The organism is Pandoraea sp. LA3 (genome assembly GCF_022696215.1).
GTDB classification, from domain to species: Bacteria; Pseudomonadota; Gammaproteobacteria; order Burkholderiales; family Burkholderiaceae; genus Pandoraea; species Pandoraea capi.
The window spans coordinates 217,417-238,796 of record NZ_PTPY01000036.1; the positions used below are offsets into that span (position 1 = coordinate 217,417).

The 21,380-nt window shown below is 62.1% G+C and carries 17 protein-coding genes and 1 tRNA gene; 11 read left to right on the forward strand and 7 right to left on the reverse strand.

Annotated features, from left to right (window positions below; genetic code table 11):
* Window positions 1-29 precede the first annotated feature (29 nt).
* Complete coding sequence (locus tag C5N93_RS19470) at window positions 30-977, forward strand: sce7725 family protein (protein WP_277990377.1); 948 nt, start codon at window positions 30-32, stop codon at window positions 975-977.
* Between the two features lie 785 nt (window positions 978-1,762).
* Window positions 1,763-1,987 (forward strand): hypothetical protein, encoded by a 225-nt coding sequence (locus C5N93_RS19475; RefSeq protein ID WP_235195564.1) that lies wholly within the window; start codon window positions 1,763-1,765, stop codon window positions 1,985-1,987.
* Between the two features lie 179 nt (window positions 1,988-2,166).
* On the opposite strand, the gene C5N93_RS19480 is transcribed toward C5N93_RS19475, so the two are convergent.
* On the reverse strand, window positions 2,167-2,961 hold the full coding sequence (locus C5N93_RS19480; RefSeq protein WP_242560549.1) for a WYL domain-containing protein: 795 nt from the start codon (window positions 2,959-2,961) through the stop codon (window positions 2,167-2,169).
* Window positions 2,962-3,250: 289 nt separating this feature from the next.
* On the opposite strand from C5N93_RS19480, the gene C5N93_RS19485 reads away from it, so the two are divergent.
* The 4 genes from C5N93_RS19485 to C5N93_RS19500 are packed head-to-tail and all read left to right on the forward strand — an operon-like array spanning window position 3,251 to window position 10,000.
* On the forward strand, window positions 3,251-4,561 hold the full coding sequence (locus C5N93_RS19485) for a Wadjet anti-phage system protein JetA family protein (protein ID WP_242560550.1): 1,311 nt from the start codon (window positions 3,251-3,253) through the stop codon (window positions 4,559-4,561).
* Complete coding sequence (locus C5N93_RS19490) at window positions 4,558-5,229, forward strand: DUF4194 domain-containing protein (protein WP_028731313.1); 672 nt, start codon at window positions 4,558-4,560, stop codon at window positions 5,227-5,229. The genes C5N93_RS19485 and C5N93_RS19490 overlap by 4 nt, the downstream gene beginning before the upstream one ends.
* Complete coding sequence (locus tag C5N93_RS19495; RefSeq protein ID WP_242560551.1) at window positions 5,226-8,858, forward strand: SbcC/MukB-like Walker B domain-containing protein; 3,633 nt, start codon at window positions 5,226-5,228, stop codon at window positions 8,856-8,858. Before C5N93_RS19490 ends, C5N93_RS19495 begins: the two co-directional genes overlap by 4 nt.
* Window positions 8,855-10,000, forward strand: coding sequence for a DUF2220 family protein (locus C5N93_RS19500; RefSeq protein WP_242560552.1), 1,146 nt, complete (start codon window positions 8,855-8,857; stop codon window positions 9,998-10,000). The genes C5N93_RS19495 and C5N93_RS19500 overlap by 4 nt, the downstream gene beginning before the upstream one ends.
* 70 nt (window positions 10,001-10,070) lie before the next feature.
* Here the strand turns inward: C5N93_RS19500 and C5N93_RS19505 are convergent, their stop codons facing one another.
* Window positions 10,071-10,217, reverse strand: a complete 147-nt coding sequence (locus C5N93_RS19505; RefSeq protein ID WP_242560947.1) for a hypothetical protein — start codon at window positions 10,215-10,217, stop codon at window positions 10,071-10,073.
* Window positions 10,218-10,589: 372 nt separating this feature from the next.
* Between C5N93_RS19505 and gdhA the strand changes: the two genes are divergently transcribed.
* Both gdhA and C5N93_RS19515 read left to right on the forward strand, forming a co-directional pair.
* Window positions 10,590-11,933 (forward strand): NADP-specific glutamate dehydrogenase, encoded by a 1,344-nt coding sequence (gene gdhA / locus C5N93_RS19510; RefSeq protein WP_242560553.1) that lies wholly within the window; start codon window positions 10,590-10,592, stop codon window positions 11,931-11,933.
* A gap of 10 nt (window positions 11,934-11,943) precedes the next feature.
* On the forward strand, window positions 11,944-12,762 hold the full coding sequence (locus tag C5N93_RS19515) for a class I SAM-dependent methyltransferase (RefSeq protein ID WP_242560554.1): 819 nt from the start codon (window positions 11,944-11,946) through the stop codon (window positions 12,760-12,762).
* Here the strand turns inward: C5N93_RS19515 and C5N93_RS19520 are convergent.
* Both C5N93_RS19520 and prpR read right to left on the reverse strand, forming a co-directional pair.
* Window positions 12,744-12,881, reverse strand: coding sequence for a GyrI-like domain-containing protein (locus tag C5N93_RS19520; protein ID WP_301232501.1), 138 nt, complete (start codon window positions 12,879-12,881; stop codon window positions 12,744-12,746). The genes C5N93_RS19515 and C5N93_RS19520 overlap by 19 nt on opposite strands.
* A 25-nt stretch (window positions 12,882-12,906) precedes the next feature.
* Window positions 12,907-14,916, reverse strand: a complete 2,010-nt coding sequence (prpR, locus tag C5N93_RS19525) for a propionate catabolism operon regulatory protein PrpR (protein WP_242560556.1) — start codon at window positions 14,914-14,916, stop codon at window positions 12,907-12,909.
* Between the two features lie 257 nt (window positions 14,917-15,173).
* Here prpR and C5N93_RS19530 point away from each other — a divergent pair, with 257 nt between their 5' ends.
* The 3 genes from C5N93_RS19530 to C5N93_RS19540 all read left to right on the forward strand — a co-directional run bounded on the left by C5N93_RS19530 (window position 15,174) and on the right by C5N93_RS19540 (window position 18,337).
* Window positions 15,174-16,055, forward strand: coding sequence for an oxaloacetate decarboxylase (locus tag C5N93_RS19530; protein WP_242560557.1), 882 nt, complete (start codon window positions 15,174-15,176; stop codon window positions 16,053-16,055).
* Window positions 16,056-16,288: 233 nt separating this feature from the next.
* Window positions 16,289-17,572, forward strand: a complete 1,284-nt coding sequence (locus tag C5N93_RS19535) for an MFS transporter (RefSeq protein ID WP_242560921.1) — start codon at window positions 16,289-16,291, stop codon at window positions 17,570-17,572.
* Between the two features lie 210 nt (window positions 17,573-17,782).
* Window positions 17,783-18,337 carry a hypothetical protein gene (locus tag C5N93_RS19540; RefSeq protein WP_242560558.1) on the forward strand — a complete coding sequence of 185 codons (555 nt, stop codon included), beginning with the start codon at window positions 17,783-17,785 and terminating at the stop codon, window positions 18,335-18,337.
* A gap of 127 nt (window positions 18,338-18,464) precedes the next feature.
* On the opposite strand, the gene C5N93_RS19545 is transcribed toward C5N93_RS19540, so the two are convergent.
* The 3 genes from C5N93_RS19545 to C5N93_RS19555 all read right to left on the reverse strand — a co-directional run bounded on the left by C5N93_RS19545 (window position 18,465) and on the right by C5N93_RS19555 (window position 21,280).
* Window positions 18,465-18,549 (reverse strand) — tRNA-Leu (locus C5N93_RS19545).
* Window positions 18,550-18,689: 140 nt separating this feature from the next.
* On the reverse strand, window positions 18,690-20,570 hold the full coding sequence (locus C5N93_RS19550) for a methyl-accepting chemotaxis protein (RefSeq protein ID WP_242560559.1): 1,881 nt from the start codon (window positions 20,568-20,570) through the stop codon (window positions 18,690-18,692).
* A 206-nt stretch (window positions 20,571-20,776) separates the two neighbouring features.
* The gene (locus C5N93_RS19555; RefSeq protein ID WP_242560560.1) at window positions 20,777-21,280 is read right to left on the reverse strand and encodes a low affinity iron permease family protein; all 504 of its coding nucleotides are present in this window, start codon (window positions 21,278-21,280) and stop codon (window positions 20,777-20,779) included.
* Window positions 21,281-21,380: the final 100 nt, after the last annotated feature.

Genomic DNA, 21,380 nt, shown 5'->3' on the forward strand with positions numbered 1-21,380 from the left:
CGCATGGCGGAATGCGAGGGGGCTAAACTTTGTACTTTCCTTTTCTCTACGCTCGGCAGTCGGAGATGTTGGCGTTACGTTCGTTGCGTGGTGACTACCCGCTTCGAGACATCGTTATTCCCATACTCGAGCCGGTCAATCGCGCACACGCGCCCCTGCAGCGACTACTGAACGATTTCGGGGAGGCTGATGACAATCTGATTGTCATTACGAACCCCGACCAGCACCAGTTCCATGGCCGCGGCCTCGACGGCTGGATTGAGCCTATCAAAGCTGCTATCGACGCGCACGATTCGCTTATTCCTGGCCTGCTGTGCTCGCAAGCGACGACTGCGGAGCAAATCAGAGATTTCCTCGCGCAATATCGCGACCGCGACGTTGCACTGCTGTACTTGAATGCCCGGCTGTCGGACGCTCAGGTACAACGGCTGGCCGAAAGAGCGAACATTCGATTCCATATCAACCTGCACGAGCGGACGAGCGCGGCGCATCGAGCGATGCTTCCTCGTGAAAAGGTTGTGGACGTACGCGACGACTTCCAACGCAAAGCGCGCAATGCCGACTACGTCGGTATCGAATTCTTCACCGACCGACACCTGAACTATCAGCAAGGAGCGGTGGGATTCGGCGATTACACAATCCTCGGGGCAACGTTTGAAGCGGGCGGCGGGCCTGCCGCCGCGGTGGCGATACACGGCGCGTTCAAGGAGCGAGGTGGAGACGTGTGGGTTGAACACTTCGTTTCCGACGACGTTGAACTCAACGTTGGCACAGTCGGCGAAAAATTCCTCCAGGCCGCGGGGAAACTTGTCGCGCGCGCTCGGCAGTTTCCGCGAAAGTTCGGCAACGACCGAGCGTTGCAGGATTACGCTGACGACGTCGCGGCACAGCACTACCCTGGGTTGGGGAAGAGCAAAGAACGGCAGATTTATCACCATGTCGCTCTGATGCATCAACTGCTCACGGGCCGGCTCTAAGCGACTCGAGCCCCCATGGCGCTGCGGAACCTTAGCAGCGCGGCCGCTGTGGTCATGCCGCGCCCGCGCGTGGTATCCCGACTTACGCGCGCAGGTTGAAGCGCTCGTGCTCGTCGCGCGGCGGCAAGGGGCGACATCCGTCACCCACCGTAACTCAATCAGCCTCACGCTGGGTCTGCATCGGTCCTTCACCACCGCCGTCGCGGCTTCTTGAGCAACGTCTAGTGTCGGCCGCAACGCGCGTGACATATCGGAACGGAAGACTCTCGCGTAGGTGCGGAATCGTAAGACGGGCTGCCTTAGAAGAAGCGGTCTGACAAAATATATCTACGCGAAGAGAAAGAACGTGTGGCATGTTTGCCTGGGATGCGCCTTCACTCAGCCGCCACCCAAACCACTACGGTATGGAGCCGGCCTCGCCCGGCAGACTTTCGTTCCGCGCCTCTGCCTTCGCCAGCGCGCCGGATTTCTCAGAACTTCCCCCCAGAATCCGGTGTCCCCTGCGCGCTGGTGCTTGTCGCCTCGTCCGCGCAGGCGGCAATTACTACATCACCGAGGCCCATCGATGGATGGGGCGGCCCTTCTATCCGGCGGCGTGGCGCTCGGCGGAAGCACGTAGAGTCTTGCATAAGAGTATATGCATCTCCGATGGGCATGAAATGCGAATGGATTTGGATGGTCGATGTGCCAGGCAGATGATGGGAAGAGGACCTAAGCTAACAGGAGAGCGCTGTCACTCACGCTCATCGCGGGGAGTGAGCCTGCCACGCCAAAAAAGGAGAACGATGATGTCGTCAGAAAATCAAATCGCCCTGGACATTGCGCTTCGCAAGTTTCACGAGCTCGGATTGGCAGATGGCGACCTGGGCTATGAGTATTGGTATCGAGTTGCCCAACTGCTCAAGCGGGCAGCCGGGATGCAGTCGGAAATCGATGCACTGTCGCGAGAGCTCGAAAAGTGCCGCGCGATGCAAAGTAATCCATATCGGCGCTCGCTCAAAAAGGCCTAGCCCGGCATGTCGGACGTGGGTAGCCGGATTTTCGCGTAGTAGGGCAAAAGTTTTGCGGGCACTCTGACGCGTCTCTTGTACGCCTTTCTCTGAACGAGCGCCTGTCAACTGGTCTGCAAGTCAGGCCATGCCCAATGTGTTTGGTTGGTCTATATCGGGCTCAATGCGCGAGATGGCGGTCAGCCACCGCCCACTCCGAACTCTCCGACAAAGTCCCTGGTATTTGAAAGCGCTAGTTGGTACTCAGGCGGTGTCTGTCTGGCCGGCTCAGTGGCAATGCGTAGGTCTTGGACCGTGTACCCAACCAAGCATCGGCGTACTCGCAATGTTCTGCTTTCCTCGCCGCCTAGGTACTCGTCCCGAAGAAGCCGGGCTTGCCCGTCCGGTAGACCTGGATGAGCTTGCACGATTAGTTTGACGAACTCGGACCAGTCCTTGTCCGTCTGCGCGGCGGCCGGCGCTGGTTCAGCATCGAGAGCAGCTTGCGCGATGCGTCCTAGCGCGAAGTCTCGAAAGGCTTGCCGTTGTACACACCATGCACGAGCGTGCCACCGGCGCGCAGCTCGAACGAGCACATGCGGGTAGACAAGGCGGTCCTGGCCTTCCGGGGCTGCCAGCGACCGATAGCGGATGCGGAGCCCTACGCGTCTACGGCAGGCCTGAGTGATGATGGCAAAGAGGGCTGGGCGGACCGGTGCCAAATCAAGTCGTAGGTCTTCGACCGTGGAGTAGATGTGTGAGGCGCCAAGCTTTTGAATCAGTTGCAGGTACTCGTCAGGGCTTTTGCCGGCCAGCCTTGGTCGGAACGACTGTGTGGCGGTGATGGGCGCGTACGGCGTGGCTCGCGTGACCGTATCGGTGAACTCCGCCAAGAACGCCGCCAGCAGGCGGCTGGCCTGTACGGACTGGATGCCGAACACCTCGCGCAGACGACTGTTATCAATTTCGCCTTCCCAACGAAGCAGCAGTTCCATGTCTCGCAGGCGCAGCTGCGCTGGGGTAAGTGGCATGCCCATATGTTATCTTGCAAGATAAATTATCCTTGAAGATAATACTTCAAAAGTGCATGGACCAGACAAGGTCCAGTGGGAGCAATCAGCCTTGATACCGTCTGACCTGTTGCCGGACCCCATGACCCCACCAGCGGGTCATCCTGTGTTCTTTGAGGCTGAGCGTCAGCGGTTCTTCCGTGCCCTGAACAGCTCTCGCCGGGAGCTTGTGGCTGCTTGCCTACGGGCACTCTATGACCGACTGCACGGCCCTATGGCTGACTATGCCCACAACCTCACGCGGGATGCGCTGCGCGAGCTCCTGCTGCCGGTTGTTCGGCAGTACCAAAGCGTCAAGGCGCAAGAGGGTGGCGACGATGAGCTGAGCAGAGCGGAAGCCGATGACCCGCAGGCGCTCGTCGGCATGGTCATCCGGGCACTGCTAACCGACGCTTGGCTGGAGCAATTCGCCGACCGCACCGGCCTCGTCACGGCCTTCCGATTCTCTCGACCAGGGAAGCTGTTCGCGGAGGCCCTCTGGTCGTTGGACCGCCCGAGCCGCAGCCGGCAACGGAACATGCGGGGCTGTCGCAATGCATTGGAGGCGGCACTCTCCGACCGAGGTGACGCGCACGACCTAGTCGACGCTTACGAGTACGCCGAGAAAGTCATCGAGGATTTGACCGATGGCATCGACTACTTCCAGGAGCTGGTCCGGCACCTGATGCAGACCGCTTCGGTGCAAACGCAATGGAGCGAGTTCGTCGAGTTCCTGGACCGCTTCCAGCGTGACTATTCCAAGCAGCTCACTGCCGATAACGCAATGCTTAACCGGCAGGCCATCGTGCAGAAGCTGGAGCGGCTTCGTCTCGTCCCCGAGGCCAAGTTCAATCGGATGGACGAACAGCTGCGAGACATTGCCCATTGGGCCGTGAAGGAATACGTGGGCACGTCCGTCTATGACTGGCTACTGACCCGCATTGAAGACATCGTCGATGCTGCGTGCCAGTCGAAGCAGCCTGGCTTCCTGAAGGCCATGGAGACTTACCTCAAGCGGGTCAATGGCTTGGCGCTGCAGTCGATGATGCTGCGCGCAGGCCAGACCCGGCATGCCTACCTTGCTGCGATTCAGCAGGTCGCAGAGGCCTCCAAGGAGCAACAGGACCAGCTGCTCATGCACATCGGGCAGTTTCTGGCGCCAGCTGAGGTGCGGTTGCTGGACCCCGCAAGCTTCAAGCTCCGGACGGCCGCCCAGCGCCGCAAGGCGGTCACGATTTCCGTTCGGCCGCGACCCTCTCGCGAAGAGCGCTTGGCTGCTGCTATGGCCCGCGCCGAAGCGGAGGCCTTCTCCATCCCCAACGAAGAGGTTGCTCAGCTGCTTCGGCGCGACCTGCGCATCTTTCAGCATCCCATTCGAGTCTCAGCGCTCCCAACGGCCACCGCCCGCGACACCCTCCGTGCCATGCAGGCCGTGGAAGCGGTTCGAAGCGAGGTCGGCGCAGACCTGTCCATCAAGAAGCTGCCCACCCCCTTGGAAAACGGGCTCTACAGCGGCAACGACTACGAGATTGACCTCAAAAAATGAGCCTCCTGTCGCACGTCAACGAACAACTAGCGCTTGCCAACATCAAGCCAGACCGGTTCCGGGAAATCATCAACCGCCTGATGGCTTACGGTGCCATCGTGCGTGAAGAGGACCGGGTTGAGCAACTGCTGTATGACGACGCAAGGCGCGTCGAGGGCTTGCTGGAGGACTACTTCGACATTGCTGGCTTCCGTTTGCACCACGACAGCAATAATCAGTTCTATCGCCTCTACGTGGCGGGCGCCGTAGTCGATGGACTGCCTGAGGACATCCTGGAGCCGACGCCATCGCTGCGGACTCGGGTGTCTCCCGACTTCGTTGCGATGGCCCTTGCTCTGCGCTTCCTGTACCAGAACAAGCTCAATACGGGCGACATCCAGCCCCAGGGCGAAGCGCTGGTTAGCTTCGAGGAAATCGCGGCCACCATGCAGACGCAATTAAAGCGTCCTCTGCCGAACGGCATGGGCGACAAGATGACCTTGCTGGCCGAGTTGAAGCGGCATCGCCTGCTCAGCTACACGGCCGAGTTTTCGATTTCGGATGAAGACGCGCTGCTCGCAATCCGGCCAACCATCCTGGGCATCGTGTCCAACGACGCGCTGAGTGCAGCTCTGGAATCAGAAGGCGTGGTTGACCAAGAAACGTCCGTCGAGGAGAGCGACCAATGAAGCTCGACCGCTTGGTTCTTGTGAACTGGGGACAACTGCAGCCCGGCAACTACGAGCTGGGAAACATGACGCTGCTCACTGGCCCAACGGGTGCGGGCAAATCGACGATGCTCGATGGTCTTCAGACCATCATGACGGCAGCCTACCAAGGTATCGTGGCCTACAACCCTGGCCAAGAGGAAGTTCAGCAAAACCATCGCCGCGGCAAATCCAAACGCACCCTTGAATCCTTCGTGGTCGGCGCTGAGTACAGCCTCTTCTCTCGGCCGGCAGGTGCCCAAGGCTACCTCGCGGCGGTCTTTCGTCCAGGGCCCGAGGACGGCTCGGCCAAGATGTTCACTGCGCTCGTAGCAGCCTCGGCGCGCGTGGACGGCTCAGGAGAGCGGCGAGACGCGAAGCTGGAGCGTCTCGTTCTGGTCATCGTCGAAGACGCTGCGCTGTCGGTCGAACAGTTCTTTGAGGACATGGACCAAGGTATCTGTGTGCCGGTCGAAGACATCGTCAAGCGACTGAGGGCTAAGTACCCGAAGGTCATCACCTACGACGACCACAAGCGCGACTACCTCAGCGGGCTTTATGGCAGGTTCCGCGGGCGCATGTCCATTCCCTGGGACGAGGCTCAGAACGCGGCTCGGGCATGGTCGCAGTCGATTGCCTACAAGCCCATCGGCTCGGTTCATGACCTGGTTCGGGACGACATCCTTGAGTTCGATGGAAAGCTGCTGCAGGAGAGCATCACCCGCATCAGTGACCTGATGCGCCAGGTGACGAGCTTGAAGGTTGAAGGCAAGCGCATTGAAGCGACCGTCACTCGACTTCGCGAGCTGAAGGAGGTCATCGGCAAGACGACAGCTACCTTCGAAGAGCAGGTCCAACATGACTTGCTCTTGGCGAAGATGCAGCTGGCAGCGGACGAAGAGCGCGTCGCTTTCGAGCGGAAGAAAATCAAGGATGACAGCGCGCTGGCCGACCAATACGAGCTCAAGGCCAAGACCGAAGCGCAGTTGAAGCGCAACGTTGATAGCAGCCGCATTAATATCGCAGCGAAGTTGAGCGGCATTCCGGCCCACACCGAGAAGAATATGCTTGACGAGCGCCTAGAGCGGGCGACGTCCGCCGCGCGCGCCAAGCTCGCTGAACTGCATGCAGGTCTCCTCGCTGCAGCACACATCAAGAACACCGGTGACTCTATCGTCAAACGGCCAGTGCCGGAACAGTTCCCGAAGCTGGGCGCGTCTGTAGACGTCGTGGCCAAGGCCCTTGCATCCACCAATGTGGACCGGCTGGCCGGGCTGCTCAATTCCGTGGCGGACGCAAACGGTGATGACGTCCTGTCAGTAGAGAAGCTGTTTCAGTTGGCCGCCGCATTTGACGGCATCGACGTCGGCCTGGGCCAGCTGCATAACTCGTTGGTCGGTACCGAGGACAGCGTGCTCATGGCGGTCGCTGCTGAATCGACATCCCTCGGCCAACGCGTGGAGGCCGCTAAGAAGGAGCGCGGCGAGCTGGCTGACCGCAAGCAACGTCTTGCGGCAGGTGCTGGCAACTACAACCGGGACACCGTCCTCGCGCTGGAGCGCATTCGAGAGAGGCTTCCCGACGCGGGTGTCCAGGTGTTGTGCGACCTCGTCGAGCCGGTGTCCGAAGCGTGGCAGGGCGCCATCGAGGGCTACATGGACGGCGCGCGCTTCAATTTCATCGTCAAGCCGGACTGGGAAGCTCGCACGATTGACTTCCTGCAGTCCTGGGGTTCGCGCTCGAAGGTCGTTCAAGGCAAGCGATGCTTGGAGCGTGCCGACCAGTCTCGTGTGCCGAGCACTTCCATCATCCACGAGTTGCGCACCGACCACCCTATCGCGCGGGCCTACCTCATCGAGCAGTTCGGGTCTGTCGTAAAGGTGGCAGACTCCGAGGAGCTGCGGCGGACCCCGCGCGGCCTCACCACGGACGGCAAGGGTAGTGGCGCGATGACGATGTTCATCTGCGAACGACGTGACTTTGTACTTGGTCGCAAGGCTCGTGAGCGGGCGCTGCAGACCACCACCGAGAAGCTGGAAACCGTTGACCGTGACATCCAGGCGCTAGAACAATCCCAAGGCACGTTAGATGGCTTCCGGAGAGTGCTCACATCGCTGAAGGAACCGCCCTTTGATGCGGCACCCTTGGCGCAGCATGCCGGCGACCTAGACGCCACACGTCTGACGCTGTCGCAGCTCGACTTGACCGAAGTCGAACAGTTGAGGGCGGAGCTGGCTCGACTGGAAGAACTCATCCGAGTACATGATTTGGAAATTGAGGCGGCCAAGAAGGCAGTCACGCTGGCCGAGCAGCGCATCATGGCTGCGGACGCCGTCATCAAGCGCATCAACGAGGGCCGGGACGCTCGCTTCCAAGAGCGCGAAAACCAGATTCGCCGCCTGAAGCACCTCTGCGAAGCGAACTCAGAGAAGACGTACACGGTGATGGCCCAAGAGGTGGACGACCTCATTGCGTCTCACACGTACGACTTCCCTGCCGTCCAAGCACGGCTTGGCCATCTGCGTACGCAACCCGAAAAGCTCTTGGGCGACGTGCGCGAGATGCTGGCGGAGTACAACGCTGCTGTTCGTGCGGACGAACGCTTTCAGGCCGCGCTGCCGCACCTTACGGATGCGCTATCCTTCGACCCCTACTACGGTCCCCTGGTCCTCCTCGGGCGCTCGGTCAGCACGCTTCACAACGAGCTGGAGAGTATCGGGCTGTACAACAACCGCGCGAAGATTGAGGAAGCGGAACGCTCTTTCCACGACGTCTTCACCAAGCAATTCTGCGTTGAAATCAAGAGCAAGGTCGACGATGGCGTGCGGATGCTGCGCCAGTTGAACGTCGAGCTCGAGAAGCTGAAGTTTGGCACCGACCGCTTCAACATCGACTGGTCAAAGTGGGAGCCCGAGTTCCAGGAGTATTACGGCTTCTTCTCAGCCGTTGCGGAACTGGCCGATTCGCCGGAAGCGGTGGACTTGTTTGGGGAGACGGAGCTTTCGCCTAAGCACGTCGAGGTCCGTGACCGCCTGGTCAAGCTACTCCTGGACCAAGACCAGGACAGGGCTGGGCGCGAGTTGCTGCGCATCGCTGACTACCGCAACTACCGACGCTACGAAATCTGGAATGATTCGGACAGCGGCGGCCGCATCGCCCTGTCGACGTGGGGGACGGGCTCTGGTGGTCAGTTGGAGACGCCGGCGTACATTGTGCGCGCCGCCGTTGTGACCAACCGCCTGCGCCTGTTCGAGAAGGGCGCCAGCTTGAAGTTGCTTGTTAGCGACGAGTCTTTCTCTCGCATGGACGAGCCGCGTGCACGTGCCGTCCTGCGGTATCTGCGAGATAGCATGGGCCTGCAGCTAGTCAGCGCCATGCCGACCAAGCACGCCGGCGCGCTGCGCCCTGAGTTCGACCGCGAGTTCAGCTTCAGTCGGATGAACGTGCCAGACAACGGTGAAATTGACTTCGTCTCCGAGTGCGATGAGCGCCTCTTCAAGAAGGACCGCATGCGCGAGGTCTGGGAAGCGCAGCGTCAAGAGGTTCGCGAACAAGCTAAGCTGCTCTTTGATGCGGCAGAGCCTGAAGAAGTCACGGGAGCTGCGAAGTGACAGAGCAGCCGCTTTGGCTTCAGTCTTCGCCTGTACAGCAGCTGCTGAACCTGCTCGTGGACCGAATGGACTCTGCCGAGCAAAGGGGAAGCGCTCGTACCCAGTCGGTCGCTCTCTGGGAGCGGACTTGGCCGGCTCTCTACAACGCGCAGCGGGAGTCGGAAAAGGAGGAGCTTTGGGGCCATGCCGTCGAGTTGGTGCGTTGGGGGTGGCTCACGGTCAAGCCAGCCGGCGCTATCCGCTCCCGCTCTGGCTATGCCGACTCGCCGCGAGTCACGGTTGCCAACGAGGTCGAGGTGAGAAGGACGGTTGGTCGCGCACAGCGCGTCAAGTCCCCAGCGGAGCGCTGGCGCGAGGCTGTCCGCGACGGGCTCCAGGGGGCCGCCGAGGTCAAGGCCGCTGTCTCGGAGTTTTGCATCGATATGCCGGACCACACTATGACAGAGGTTGTCGAACGGCTGAACGAGCTCCCCGCTCTAGCCGGCAAGCCCATGCTGCTCCGCGAAGTCTCCTCTCAGCTGTTCTGGGGCATGTCGAAGGTCCTGGACAAGCGGCAGGGCCTCGTCGCCGCAGTCTTAGGTGTCGATGAGTGCCCATTTCCGGAGTCTCCGATTCAGCTGCAGGTGTTCCTGCCGCCGGCGGGCTGCCGGGGCGTGCTGTTCATCGAGAACCTCATGAGCTTCGAGCGCGCCATTCGCTCGACGAGCTCGGCGTTCGACGGGCTGACGCTGGTCTACGCGTCAGGCTTCAAGGGAAGTGCTCAGCGGCTGCGCACGCCGGATGGTTGCTCGCTCTTCTACGCGGCGCGTGGCGGCATCAGTCAAAACCTTCGAGATGGCTTCGAGGCCTGGCTCTTTGACAAGGATGTCATTCCGGCCTTCTTCTGGGGGGACCTGGATTGGTCTGGCATGCGCATCCTGTCTGCTATGCGCACAAGTTTCCTCGGCCTCACGGCTTGGGAACCAGGCTACTCCCAGATGCTGGCCGCTCTCATAGAAGGCAAGGGGCATTCACCGGAAGCCGCCGACAAGCAAGGACAGAAGGCGCTAGGCACCTCCGGTTGTGCCTACGCGGACGCCCACCTGATACCCGCCCTGCAGTCCTACGGAAGGTTTGTTGACCAGGAGCAAATCAACCCATAGCGTCCCTCTATGCGGCGGCGACCTTGAAAGAACAATGAAAACCTAGGAACAACATGACCGAAACTGCCTTCTACGTCCTCGTTGCGCTGAGCATTGTTTCGCTGGTGCTGCTGTTGGCGCTGTTGCTGCGCAAACAGTCCGGATGCCAGCGGTTATGCACCTGCTCATTCTCGTACGCGGATTGATTGAGATCGACCTTGATGAGAGTTTCTGCCATTTCTCGCTCCTGGTAACAAACGCCAGTGGGGGGCACCAGCGATTCAATTGACGCCGGGCGGCGCCGGATTCACACAGAGAGGTATTCGAGCAACTTCTGACATCAACTACACAGACGAACAACGCACAACGAACGCAAGCTGCTACAGCAGATAAATACAGACATGCTACGTACAAATGTGACGAACTGAGACAGTCCAGCAAAATCCGTACGCAAGCGCTTCAAAAAGCACAAACACTTCGTACTACGTCAAATCACAGCACGAACTACCGTGTTTCCCCTGATTTTTATAATTTCAGATCATATCGCGATCCTAATTGGTGCAAAATACTTTCCCTGTACAAGAATAAGCACCATCAATGGGCATCCGAGATGAAATATCAATCACTTGACGACTTTCTGCGCGCCACCGGCGAGCGCAATCCCGGTCAACCGGAGTTCCTGCAAGCGGTCACGGAGGTGATGGAGAGCCTCTGGCCGTTCATATCGAAGCATCCCAAATACGCCGAGCACGGCCTGCTCGACCGTCTCGTCGAGCCGGAGCGCACCGTCATGTTCCGCGTCTCGTGGGTCGACGATCATGGTGACGTGCAGGTCAATCGCGGGTATCGCATCCAGCACAGTTCGGCCATCGGGCCGTACAAGGGCGGCCTGCGCTTTCACCCGTCGGTGAATCTTTCCATCCTCAAATTCCTCGCCTTCGAGCAGACGTTCAAGAACGCCCTCACCACGCTCCCGATGGGCGGCGGTAAAGGTGGCTCCGATTTCGATCCGAAGGGTAAGAGCCCGGGCGAAGTCATGCGCTTCTGTCAGGCGTTCGTCAGCGAACTCTTCCGTCACGTCGGCAGCGATACGGACGTGCCGGCGGGTGACATCGGCGTCGGCGGCCGTGAAGTCGGCTTCATGGCCGGCATGATGAAGAAGCTCTCCAACCGTGCCGATTGCGTCTTCACCGGTAAGGGGTTGTCGTTCGGCGGCTCGCTGATTCGTCCCGAGGCGACCGGCTACGGCACGGTGTACTTCGCCGAAGAGATGCTCAAGCAAACCGGGCGCAGCTTCGACGGCCTGCGCGTAAGCGTCTCCGGCTCAGGTAACGTCGCGCAATACGCCGTGGAGAAAGCGATGGCGCTCGGCGCGACGGTCGTGACCGTCTCGGATTCGAGCGGCACCATCGTCGACGAAGACGGCTTCACTACCGAAAAGCTCGCCGAGTTGATGGACGTGAAGAACCACCACTACGGACGCGTCAGCGATTACGCCAAGCGCACCGGTGCAAAGTTTCTCGCGGGCGAGCGTCCGTGGCATATCCCGGTGGACGTCGCGCTGCCGTGCGCCACGCAGAACGAACTCAATGCCGACGACGCCGAAACGCTGATCGCGAACGGCGTGATCTGCGTCGCGGAAGGCGCCAACATGCCGTCGACCAACGAGGCTGCCAAGCGCTTCGAAAGCAAGGGCATTCTGTACGCGCCCGGCAAGGCCAGTAACGCCGGCGGGGTTGCGACATCGGGTCTTGAGATGAGCCAGAACGCCATGCGCATCTCGTGGCCGCGCGAGGAGGTCGATGCGCGTCTGCACGACATCATGCGCAGCATTCACGAAGTCTGTGTGCAGCACGGTCGTCGCGCCGATGGCTCGGTGAGCTATGTCAACGGGGCCAATGTCGCTGGCTTCGCCAAGGTCGCCGACGCGATGCTCGCGCAAGGCGTGATTTGAGCTAGACACCATGCCCGAATCCAACCCCCCTTTCGGTTCCAACGACGCCGACGACGTTATCGAACACAATCGCGCCGCGTGGGATCGCCAGGCGGCGACGCAATGCGAATGGTCGCGCCCGGTCAGCGCTGAAGTCATTGCTGCCGCACGCGACGGCCAATGGGACGTGCATCTCACGCCCTCCGCGCTCCCCGTCGGCTGGTTGCCCAACGACGTCCGGGGCCTGCGAATCCTGTGTCTCGCCTCGGCAGGCGGCCAGCAAGCCCCGGTATTGAGCGCAGCGGGCGCCGACGTCACCGTGCTGGATATCTCGTCCGCACAACTCGCGCAGGACGACAGGGTCGCGCGTCGCGAGGGTCTGACGCTCACGACCCTGCAAGGCGATATGCGTGACCTGTCGATGTTCGACGACGGCGCGTTCGACATCATCTTCCATCCGGTGTCGAATCAATACGTGCCGGACATCCGTCCGGTGTGGCGCGAATGTTTCCGTGTGCTGCGACCCGGCGGACGCCTCCTGAGCAGCTTCTTCAACCCGGTGGTGTTCGTCGCAGACCGCAACCCGCAGGACGCCGGGCAAGGCATCATCCGCCCGCGCTTCAAAGTGCCGTACTCGGACGTGCGCGATCTCTCGCCCGATGCCCTCGCCGCGAAACAAGCCAAAGGCGACGCCCTGGTTTTCGGTCACAGCCTCAGCGAGCAGATCGGCGGACAGCTCGACGCGGGGTTCCTGCTCAAGGGCTTTATCGAAGACGACCAACCCAATCCACGATTCGTCATCGATCGCTTCATGGCGACGTTCGTTGCCACTTACGCGGTGAAGCCTTGAACGGGAATCCAGATATCCAGTGTCCCCGTACCCGTCACCGGATCGAAGTCCGCGCTGTAGCGCTCGAAGTCGGGGGCGTCGGCGGCTTGTAAACCGGACGATAGCAACCACTGGTAGATGCGACGACACCGGCCGTGTCCTTCGCTACCCGGCTTTCATCAATCGCCAGAAGGTCGTCCGGCTGATGCCCAGCGAGCGCGCCGCAGCCGCGCGATTGCCGCCCGCCGCCTGCAACGCGGCAAGGGCGGCCTCACGCGTGACGGCTTCGTGACGCTCTCCGGCATCGTCCTCGCTCTCCCGCTGCAAATCGCGGTCCGGCGCACGTGCATGCGTCAAACGCGCCAACTCCGGAAATACCTCATGCAGTGTTTGCGCATGCGCGGCGACGTCGTTGTCGAGATAGATCGCCGCGCGTGCAAGCAGGTTCTCCAGCTCGCGCACATTGCCCGGCCAGTCGTAGCGATCGAAGAGCGGCGAGAGCACGTCGAGGATGGGTTTCATCACGCGGGCATTCAACCCGTATTGCACGGCATTTCTTGCCAGCAGCGTTTGCGCCAGCAGACGAATATCGTCGCGCCGCTCGCGCAGCGCCGGCAACGTCACTTGCAACAGGTTCAGACGAAAATAGAGATCGGCACGGAAGCGTCCCTCTGCGACCAGTGCGTTCAGATCCCGGTGCGTTGCGGCGATCACACGAACGTCGACCGGCACCGGACGCCCCGACCCCAGCCGCATCACCTCACGCTCCTGCAACACGCGCAACAACCGGCTCTGCATCGCCGCCGGCATCTCGCCGATCTCGTCGAGAAAGATCGTCCCCGTGTGGGCGATCTCGAACAGGCCCGCCTTCCCGCCGCGTCGCGCCCCCGTGAACGCCCCCTCGTCATGCCCGAACAACTCGCTCTCGATCAGCCCTTCGGGCAACGCGGCACAGTTGAAGGCGACGAACGGATTGCCGCGGCGTGCACTCGCATTGTGAATGCCCTGCGCGACCAGTTCCTTGCCCGTGCCGCTCTCGCCCGTCAGTAGCACCGTCGCGTCGTGCGACGCGCCCGCTCGCGCAAGACGCCGCACTTTCTCGATCTGCGGCGAATCGCCGACCAGTTCCGCGAGTTCATGCTTCGCGACGAGATGCCGGGGACGCTGCGTCGTGCGCAAAGACCGGTCGATGCGCTGTGCCATCTGCGCGTCCTGCACCGTGACCACGGCACCGGAGCGCATGCCGTGCTCGTAGATCGGCACGCAACTCGTGATGAATGCCCGTCCGTCGATATGCTCCAGACGCTCCTCGATCGCGACACCGCTCTCCGACAGCTCCCGCAACATCGGCCCGAGCTTGCGTGTCAGTTCGAACTGACGTGCGCCGTGCGTGGCGATGCGCTCGCCCTCCACCTCCAGCAGCGTGAACATCGCGGGATTCACCGCTTCCAGTTGTCCGTTCTCGTCGAACGCCGCTACGCCATCGCGCATGTGCGCCACGATGGTATTCAGCCGCATGCGCTTCGACTCCTTCTCGCGACTCACGCGCGCGAGTTCGACGGAGCGCTCGAAGGCCTCCTCCACCGCGCCGAGGGAGTACAGGAAGACGTGTTCGAGCCCCGCCTCCTGCGCGAAGTCGCACGCCATGCCGGGACCGATAATGACCTTGCAGCCCTGCACAGCGAGCGTGTCGACGGCGTCCTGCACTTCGTCCACCGAGCGATACGCGCGCTGACGGATCTGGATCTTGAGCAACTGGCCGAGATCGTCCAGCTCGCGCGATACGGTCTCGTGCAGCACCAGTCCCAGCGGCTGGTCCGGCCAGGTGGTCGTCGCACGCGTGATCGCACTGAGTACGTCGAAGCCGTTGACCTTGACGGTCACGACCGGCACCGACAGGTTCTCGCGCAAGTACGCGCCGTTCGAACCGGCGGCCAGCACCACGTCGACCGCGCCCGACTCCACATACGACTGCAACGCCGCCACTGCCGCGCCGTAGCCCTCGCGCACGGAATAGAAGCGTGCGCGGTCGGTGTAGCGCGGGGCGACCGTCTCGCAAAGCGTCTGCAACCGGCTGATGCTCACGAGGGCGATGCCGGGGCGGCGGGCACGGGGATCGATGGGGGCGGGCGCAACGCGACGCGGCGGCTCCGCGCTGGTGTGGCTGGGGGGCATGACGGGTGTCTCCGAACGGCGCTGACGGCACGGCTTGAACGTTTCACGACACCGTTTCCGATGTGTTTCAACTGTGTTTCATGAAACGTTTCAAATGCCGTTTCGCGAATTCTGCCACATCTGTGGAAAACAGGCCGCCCAGCACAAGCCCATGATTCGGCGGCGATTTTCGCGGCATTCTCAAGTTGAAGGCCGTCTGGCACGCAGATTGCGAACCGTGTCTCCATTTACCGATAACTCACATGGAGACCGTCATCATGACTACCGCGACCGCACAACGCCGCGCCGAATTCCGCCGCAAGGTCGAGGCCCGCCAAGGCCTGCTCGTCCCCGGCGCCTTCAACGCCCTTTCGGCACGCGTCATCGAAGACGCTGGTTTCGAGGCGCTCTACCTCACGGGCGCCGGCGTCACCAACATGTCGCTCGGCCTGCCCGATCTGGCGTTCATCGGCCTGGCGGAGATCGCCGAGCACACCGCGCGCGTGCGCGACGCCGTCTCGCTGCCCATCGTCGTCGACGCCGACACGGGCTTCGGCAACGCGCTGAACGTGCGTCACACGGTGCGCGTACTTGAACGCAGCGGTGCCGACGCCATCCAGTTCGAAGATCAGGTGCTGCCCAAGAAGTGCGGCCACTTTAACGGCAAGGCGGTGATTGGCGCCGACGAAATGGTGGGCAAGATCCGCGCCGCCGTCGATGCGCGGGAAGACGGCAATCTGCAAATCATCGCGCGCACCGACGCGGCCGCCGTGGAAGGCATCGAAGCGGCCATCGAGCGCGGCCACCGCTTCATCGAAGCCGGTGCCGACATCCTCTTCATCGAAGCGACGGAGACGCTGGCCGACATCGAGCGTCTGCCGGCGCTCTTCGATCGTCCGCAACTGATCAACATCGTTATTGGCGGCAAGACGCCGATGCAATCGCAGCCGCGTCTGGCCGAGCTGGGCTACGGCATCGTGCTGTACGCGAACGCCGCGCTGCAAAGCGCCGTGCTCGGTATGCAAAAGGCGCTGGGCACGCTGCGCGATAACGGACGTCTGGACGAAGATCCGTCGCTGGTGGTGCCGTTCGCGGAGCGTCAGCGTCTCGTGAACAAGCCGTTCTACGACGCCCTCGACAAGCAATACGCCGCCGACTGAGCGTTCAGCGTCAACGCAATTTTCAGCAATTCCCTGCAAGCCCTATCCCGCATGACGGCAACGCGCGATGACAAGCGCGTTGCCGGCGTTACCGCCAGCACCGCTTCGCCGCAGTACAGCAACACTGCATTACGGCATCAAACAACAAGTATTGGAGACAGATTGTGACGCCCCCCTCGGATTCCCTAGCTGCACGTCAATCCCCCACCTGGACGGCACCGACCACCCCCAACATTTCGAGCACCGCTACCGCCACGCGCGCGCCCGTCAAGATCGGCTCCATCGTGGGCGGTCTCGCGGGCAACCTGATCGAGTGGTACGACTTTCTCGCGTACAGCATCTTCTCGATCTACTTCGCGAAGGCGTTTTTCCCGGGCGACAACCCGACCGTCCAGTTGATGAACACGGCTGCGATTGCGGCGGTCGGCTATGTGGCGCGTCCGCTGGGCAGCTGGCTGATCGGCCTGTACGCCGACCGTCGTGGCCGCAAGGCGGCGCTCACGGGGTCGGTGCTGGCGATGAGTGTCGGCTCGATGATGATCGCGCTCACGCCCGGCTACGCGACCATCGGTATCTTCGCGCCGATCGTGCTGATCGCGGCGCGTTTGCTGCAAGGCCTGTCGATGGGCGGCGAGTACGGCACGAGCGCGACCTATCTGAGCGAAGTCGCGCCCGAGAACCGCAAGGGCTTCTTCCTCGGCTTCCTGCAAGTGAGCGTGGTGGCGGGGCAACTCGTTGCGCTGGGCCTGATGCTCGTGATGCAGCGCTGGCTGCTCACGGCCGAACAGATCGAGCATTGGGGATGGCGTATCCCGTTCGTGCTCGGCGGCGTGCTGGCGCTGTTCGCGCTGTACATGCGTCGCAACGTGACGGAGAGCGAGGCGTTCGTCGACAGCGCGAAGAAGCGTGAGACGTCGATTGCGCGCGAAGTCTTCGCGCACTGGCGTCAGATCGTGCTGGCCATCGGCATCACCATCGGCGGCACCGTGGCGTTCTACACGTTCACCGTCTACATGCAGAAGTTTCTGGTGAATTCGGTCGGGCTGTCGAAGGAGTCGTCGACGTTCGTCTCCACGCTCGCGTTGTTGCTGTACATGCCGCTGCAACCGCTGTTCGGGCTGCTCTCGGACGTGATCGGCCGCCGCAAGGTGCTGATGATCTTCGGTGTGAGCACCACGCTCTTCTCCGTGCCGCTTTTCACCGCGCTCAGTCACACCAAGGATCCGCTGGTGGCATTCGCGCTGTCGTTCGCCGGTCTCGTGATGCTCTCGGGCTTCACGTCGGTGCACATGCTCGCCAAGACCGAGCTGTTCCCGCCGCGTATTCGCGCGCTGGCCGTGGGTTTCCCCTATGCCCTCACGACGGCGATCCTCGGCGGCACGACGGAATTCGTCGCGCTGCGCTTCAAGGCGAGCGGCCACGAGTCGTATTTCTACTGGTATGTGACGATCTGCGCGGCGATCTCGCTGGCCGTCTATCTGAAGATGCCGGAGACACGCGGGCGCAAGTTCGACTGATTTGTCGGGTTCAACGGGTCCGGCGCGCGCAACGCAACAGGCGCAGGTGGGGACGTTTTGCGTCCTTTCCTGCGCTTTTTTCTATGCCGATTCCCGACGTTCCCCGGAATGACGAAGCCGGCTTGCTGAAACGCAAAGCGCGGCACCCTTTGCGTGGCATCTTGGGCAATTCATTGGTCCTAGGCAGCTCACTGCTGCGGAGATGCGCTCATGTTGCCGTCGTCGATTCCGGATATCAGTCTTGTGCCGCCGTCCGATATGGAGGAGGCGTCGCGCGCGAGTGCGACGCCCGAGGTTGCGCAGGATATCGAGGGGGTCGTCAACATTCCCGAACCGCCGGCACAACTGCCGTTCCCGTGCGTGACACCGGACCCTGACACGGCATTCCGGTTTCAGTCGGAATTCCTGGGCGTCGCGGAGGAAGCGTCCGAGGACATCGTGGCGCATTGGCGTCAGGCGGTCCGGCGCGGCGGCGGCACACTGGAGTGGCGGGTATTCGTCGCGCGATGGCAGGCGAAGCTATCCGGCGCGCATCAGCCTCACCCGCTTCATCCCCGTTATGCGCTGTTCCATCTGCTGATCTTCTACTTCGGCCGTCTGGATGCGAGGCTGCGGCCGCTGGCGCTGGAGTGCCTGCTCACGGATGGGCCCGAGGGCCGCGCCGTCGTCAGGCGCAACTGGAAACGTATCGGGCTGGGCATGTTCGCGCGGGAGCAGTGGCCGGTGGTGCAGCGGCTGCTGCGTGAAGCCGACATGCTGCGATGAGATCGGTGTACGAGCGCGGGTCGGCATGCGCCGGAACGTTATTCGCCGGTACGCCGTTCGCCAAGAACGAGGCGCACCGTAAACGAAAAAGGCAGAAGACCTTTCGATCTTCTGCCTTCTGAAACCTTGGTGCCGACGGCGAGACTCGAACTCGCACAGCTTTCGCCACTACCCCCTCAAGATAGCGTGTCTACCAATTTCACCACGTCGGCTTTGTCCTGCAAGGGAGCGCGATTGTAACGGGAAATTTAGGTTTTGTGAATGCTTCGCTCACGAAACGACCCCGTCTTCATCGTATATATCGCGCGCGCTCGCCTGACGCGAGCCGACGTTTGTGGTGGTGGCGCTCAGCTCAGGCGGCGAGCCGTTGCGAACCGCCGACCAGCGACAGCGACGGCGCATGCATGCCGCCAAAGCCGTGGCTTTCCCCCGATTCCCGCAGACGGAAGCGCGCCACCGTCTCCGCCAGCATGCGGGCCTGTTCGCTGAGCATGGCCGACGCGGCTGCCGACTCCTCCACCAGCGCCGCGTTCTGCTGCGTTGCCTGATCCATCTCCGACACCGTCCGGTCGATCTGGCTGATGCCCGCGCTCTGTTCGGTCATCGCCCCGTGAATCTCGCTCACCAGACGCTGCACGCGCGTGATGCCGTCGACGATCTCGTTCATCGTCGTGCCCGCCGCCTGCACCCGCTCGGTACCGCTCTTCACGTTCTGCACCGACGTCTCGATCAGCGCCTTGATCTCCTGCGCCGCCGCTGCGCTGCGTTGCGCCAGCGTGCGCACCTCGCCGGCCACCACGGCGAAGCCACGACCCTGCTCGCCCGCGCGGGCGGCTTCCACCGCGGCATTGAGCGCCAGAATGTTGGTCTGGAAGGCAATGCCGTCGATCACGCTGATGATCTCGGTGATGCGCTCCGACGATTGCGTGATCGCGCCCATGGTGCCCACGGCGTCGGTCACGACCTGACCGCCGCGCGCGGCAGCCGCGCTCGCCTCGTTCGCCAGACGCGTCGCGTGCTCGGCAGTGTCGGCCGTCTGCTTGACGCTGGAGGTCAGCTCCGTAAGGGCCGACGACGTCTCCTGCAACGACCCGGCCGATGCCTCCGTGCGTTGCGACAGATCGCGATTGCCCATCTCGATCTCGCTGGTGGCCGAGGTCATCGACGAGACCCCGGTGCGCACGTCCAGCATCACGTTGCTGATCTTGTCGACGAAGGCGTTGAACGATTGCGAGATTTGCGCGACTTCGTCGTGACCCGAGACGTCCAGACGCTGCGTCATGTCGCCGTCGCCCGAACCGATAGTGTCCATGGCGTCGCGCACCATCGACAGGCGCTTGAAGGCTCGCGAGGTGAAGATCGACGCAATCAGCAGCGCAGCCAGCGTGAGCACCACCAGCGTGACGACGGTGGCCGTCAGCACATGTGTGAGCCCGGCGGTGGCTTCGGCCCGGTCGAGGGCGACCACCAGATACCAGTCGGTGCCCGGAATACGCTTGGCCCCCAGCAGCTTGGTGGCGCCGGAGAATTCCATCGAGACGGGCTTGGCGCCGTCGGCGGCGATGCTGGCCAGCGAATCGGCCGTGAGCGTGGCGGACACATCCGTGGACGGCTTGAGCGAGTACTTGCTGTCGGGGTGTGCGATCACCTGTCCGTCGCTCGACACCACGAGCGCGAGGCTCGACGGCGTGGGGTGCACGGCCTTGATGATGTCCTGCACGCCCGTGAGCGCCACGGCGCCGCTGATGGCGCCGGTGGTTTGTCCGTCGCGCACGAGCGGTGCGGTAAAGGCCACGTAAGGAATGCCCGTCGACGAATCGCCGTACGGCTTGGTGACGGTCAGCTTGCCGGCGGCCACCGCGCTCTTGTACCAGGGACGGGCGGTCGGATCGTAATCCGGCGGTGTGGGAGCGGTGGAGAAGAACGTCTTGTCCGACCAGCCGATGCTCGTGATCGGGAAGTCGTTGGTCTTTCCCATGAGCTTCACCAGACCGGCCGGATCGCCCTTCTCGACGACTTGCGACGTGGCGACGACGGCCTGCGCCTTGTCGGCGGACCAGCGCTCGATGGTGGCGGCGCTACCGTTGGCCACGGCGGAGAGGGTGTGCTCGATGCTGGACATCATGCTGTCGCGCACGACCACGTAAGTCGTAATGCCTGAGAGGATCAGCGCGCCGATCACCGTCAAAGAGGTGATGAGCAGAATCCGGGTTCGCAACGAAGTGACTTTCATGGGCTTTCATCGGTAGGCCCGCGAGCGGGCCGTTGACAGGGGGCGACTGCCCGGGCCGGACTGCCAGCGCCGTTGCAGCGAAACATGGATGCCATTGCGTCCTTACTCTCTGCGCTTACGGCTCAACGCAGCGGTAACTTTAGTGAGCGCAGATCAATGCGAGTGTGTTGCGCTTCAACGCAGGCCCCTGTCTGCCTCAACCGGACTCAATGGTCGCGAGGATCCGATTTCGGTGCGTGAAACTGGGACGATTGCGTGTCGTCCTTGCCATGGTCATGGCCATCGCCTTCGTCGTTGCCCTCGTCGATGAATGGCGAATCGGTATCGGGATTGCCCTGCCGCAGCGCGAGACGGGCCTGGCCCGCGAGCGCCTCATATCGTTTGCGAAAGCGGACGAGTTCCTTCTCGTCGAGCTCTTCCAGATCGAGCAACGCGTTGTGCGCGCCTTCCATGGCACGAATCAGCTCGTCGAGTTTGATGTGCATGGCCGCCGTGTCGCGGTTCTGCGTGTTCTGGATGAGGAAGACCATCAGGAAGGTGACGATGGTGGTCGAGGTGTTGATGACCAGTTGCCATGTGTCGCTGTAACCGAACAGCGGCCCGGTCAGCGCCCAGATCAGCACCAGTACGACTGCGAGCACGAACGACACCGGTCGTCCGGTCAGCGTGGAAAGGTAGCTCGAGAACTTCGAAAACCATTTGCCGTTCATGACCGTCTCCCGTTTTGAAACGATAGACGGATGATGGCACAGGCGTTGCCGGAGGAGATTCACGACCCATCGAGACCATTCCCCATGCGGCTGCGTTGCG

Bases quoted from the DNA above. Each gene is read 5' to 3' on its own strand.
- C5N93_RS19475 (WP_235195564.1), top strand. From the start codon at position 1,763: ATGATGTCGTCAGAAAATCAAATCGCCCTGGACATTGCGCTTCGCAAG.
- C5N93_RS19480 (WP_242560549.1), bottom strand. From the start codon at position 2,961: ATGGAACTGCTGCTTCGTTGGGAAGGCGAAATTGATAACAGTCGTCTG.
- C5N93_RS19485 (WP_242560550.1), top strand. From the start codon at position 3,251: ATGGCTGACTATGCCCACAACCTCACGCGGGATGCGCTGCGCGAGCTC.
- C5N93_RS19490 (WP_028731313.1), top strand. From the start codon at position 4,558: ATGAGCCTCCTGTCGCACGTCAACGAACAACTAGCGCTTGCCAACATC.
- C5N93_RS19495 (WP_242560551.1), top strand. From the start codon at position 5,226: ATGAAGCTCGACCGCTTGGTTCTTGTGAACTGGGGACAACTGCAGCCC.
- C5N93_RS19505 (WP_242560947.1), bottom strand. From the start codon at position 10,217: ATGGCAGAAACTCTCATCAAGGTCGATCTCAATCAATCCGCGTACGAG.
- gdhA (WP_242560553.1), top strand. From the start codon at position 10,590: ATGAAATATCAATCACTTGACGACTTTCTGCGCGCCACCGGCGAGCGC.
- C5N93_RS19515 (WP_242560554.1), top strand. From the start codon at position 11,944: ATGCCCGAATCCAACCCCCCTTTCGGTTCCAACGACGCCGACGACGTT.
- prpR (WP_242560556.1), bottom strand. From the start codon at position 14,916: ATGCCCCCCAGCCACACCAGCGCGGAGCCGCCGCGTCGCGTTGCGCCC.
- C5N93_RS19530 (WP_242560557.1), top strand. From the start codon at position 15,174: ATGACTACCGCGACCGCACAACGCCGCGCCGAATTCCGCCGCAAGGTC.
- C5N93_RS19540 (WP_242560558.1), top strand. From the start codon at position 17,783: ATGTTGCCGTCGTCGATTCCGGATATCAGTCTTGTGCCGCCGTCCGAT.
- C5N93_RS19550 (WP_242560559.1), bottom strand. From the start codon at position 20,570: ATGAAAGTCACTTCGTTGCGAACCCGGATTCTGCTCATCACCTCTTTG.
- C5N93_RS19555 (WP_242560560.1), bottom strand. From the start codon at position 21,280: ATGAACGGCAAATGGTTTTCGAAGTTCTCGAGCTACCTTTCCACGCTG.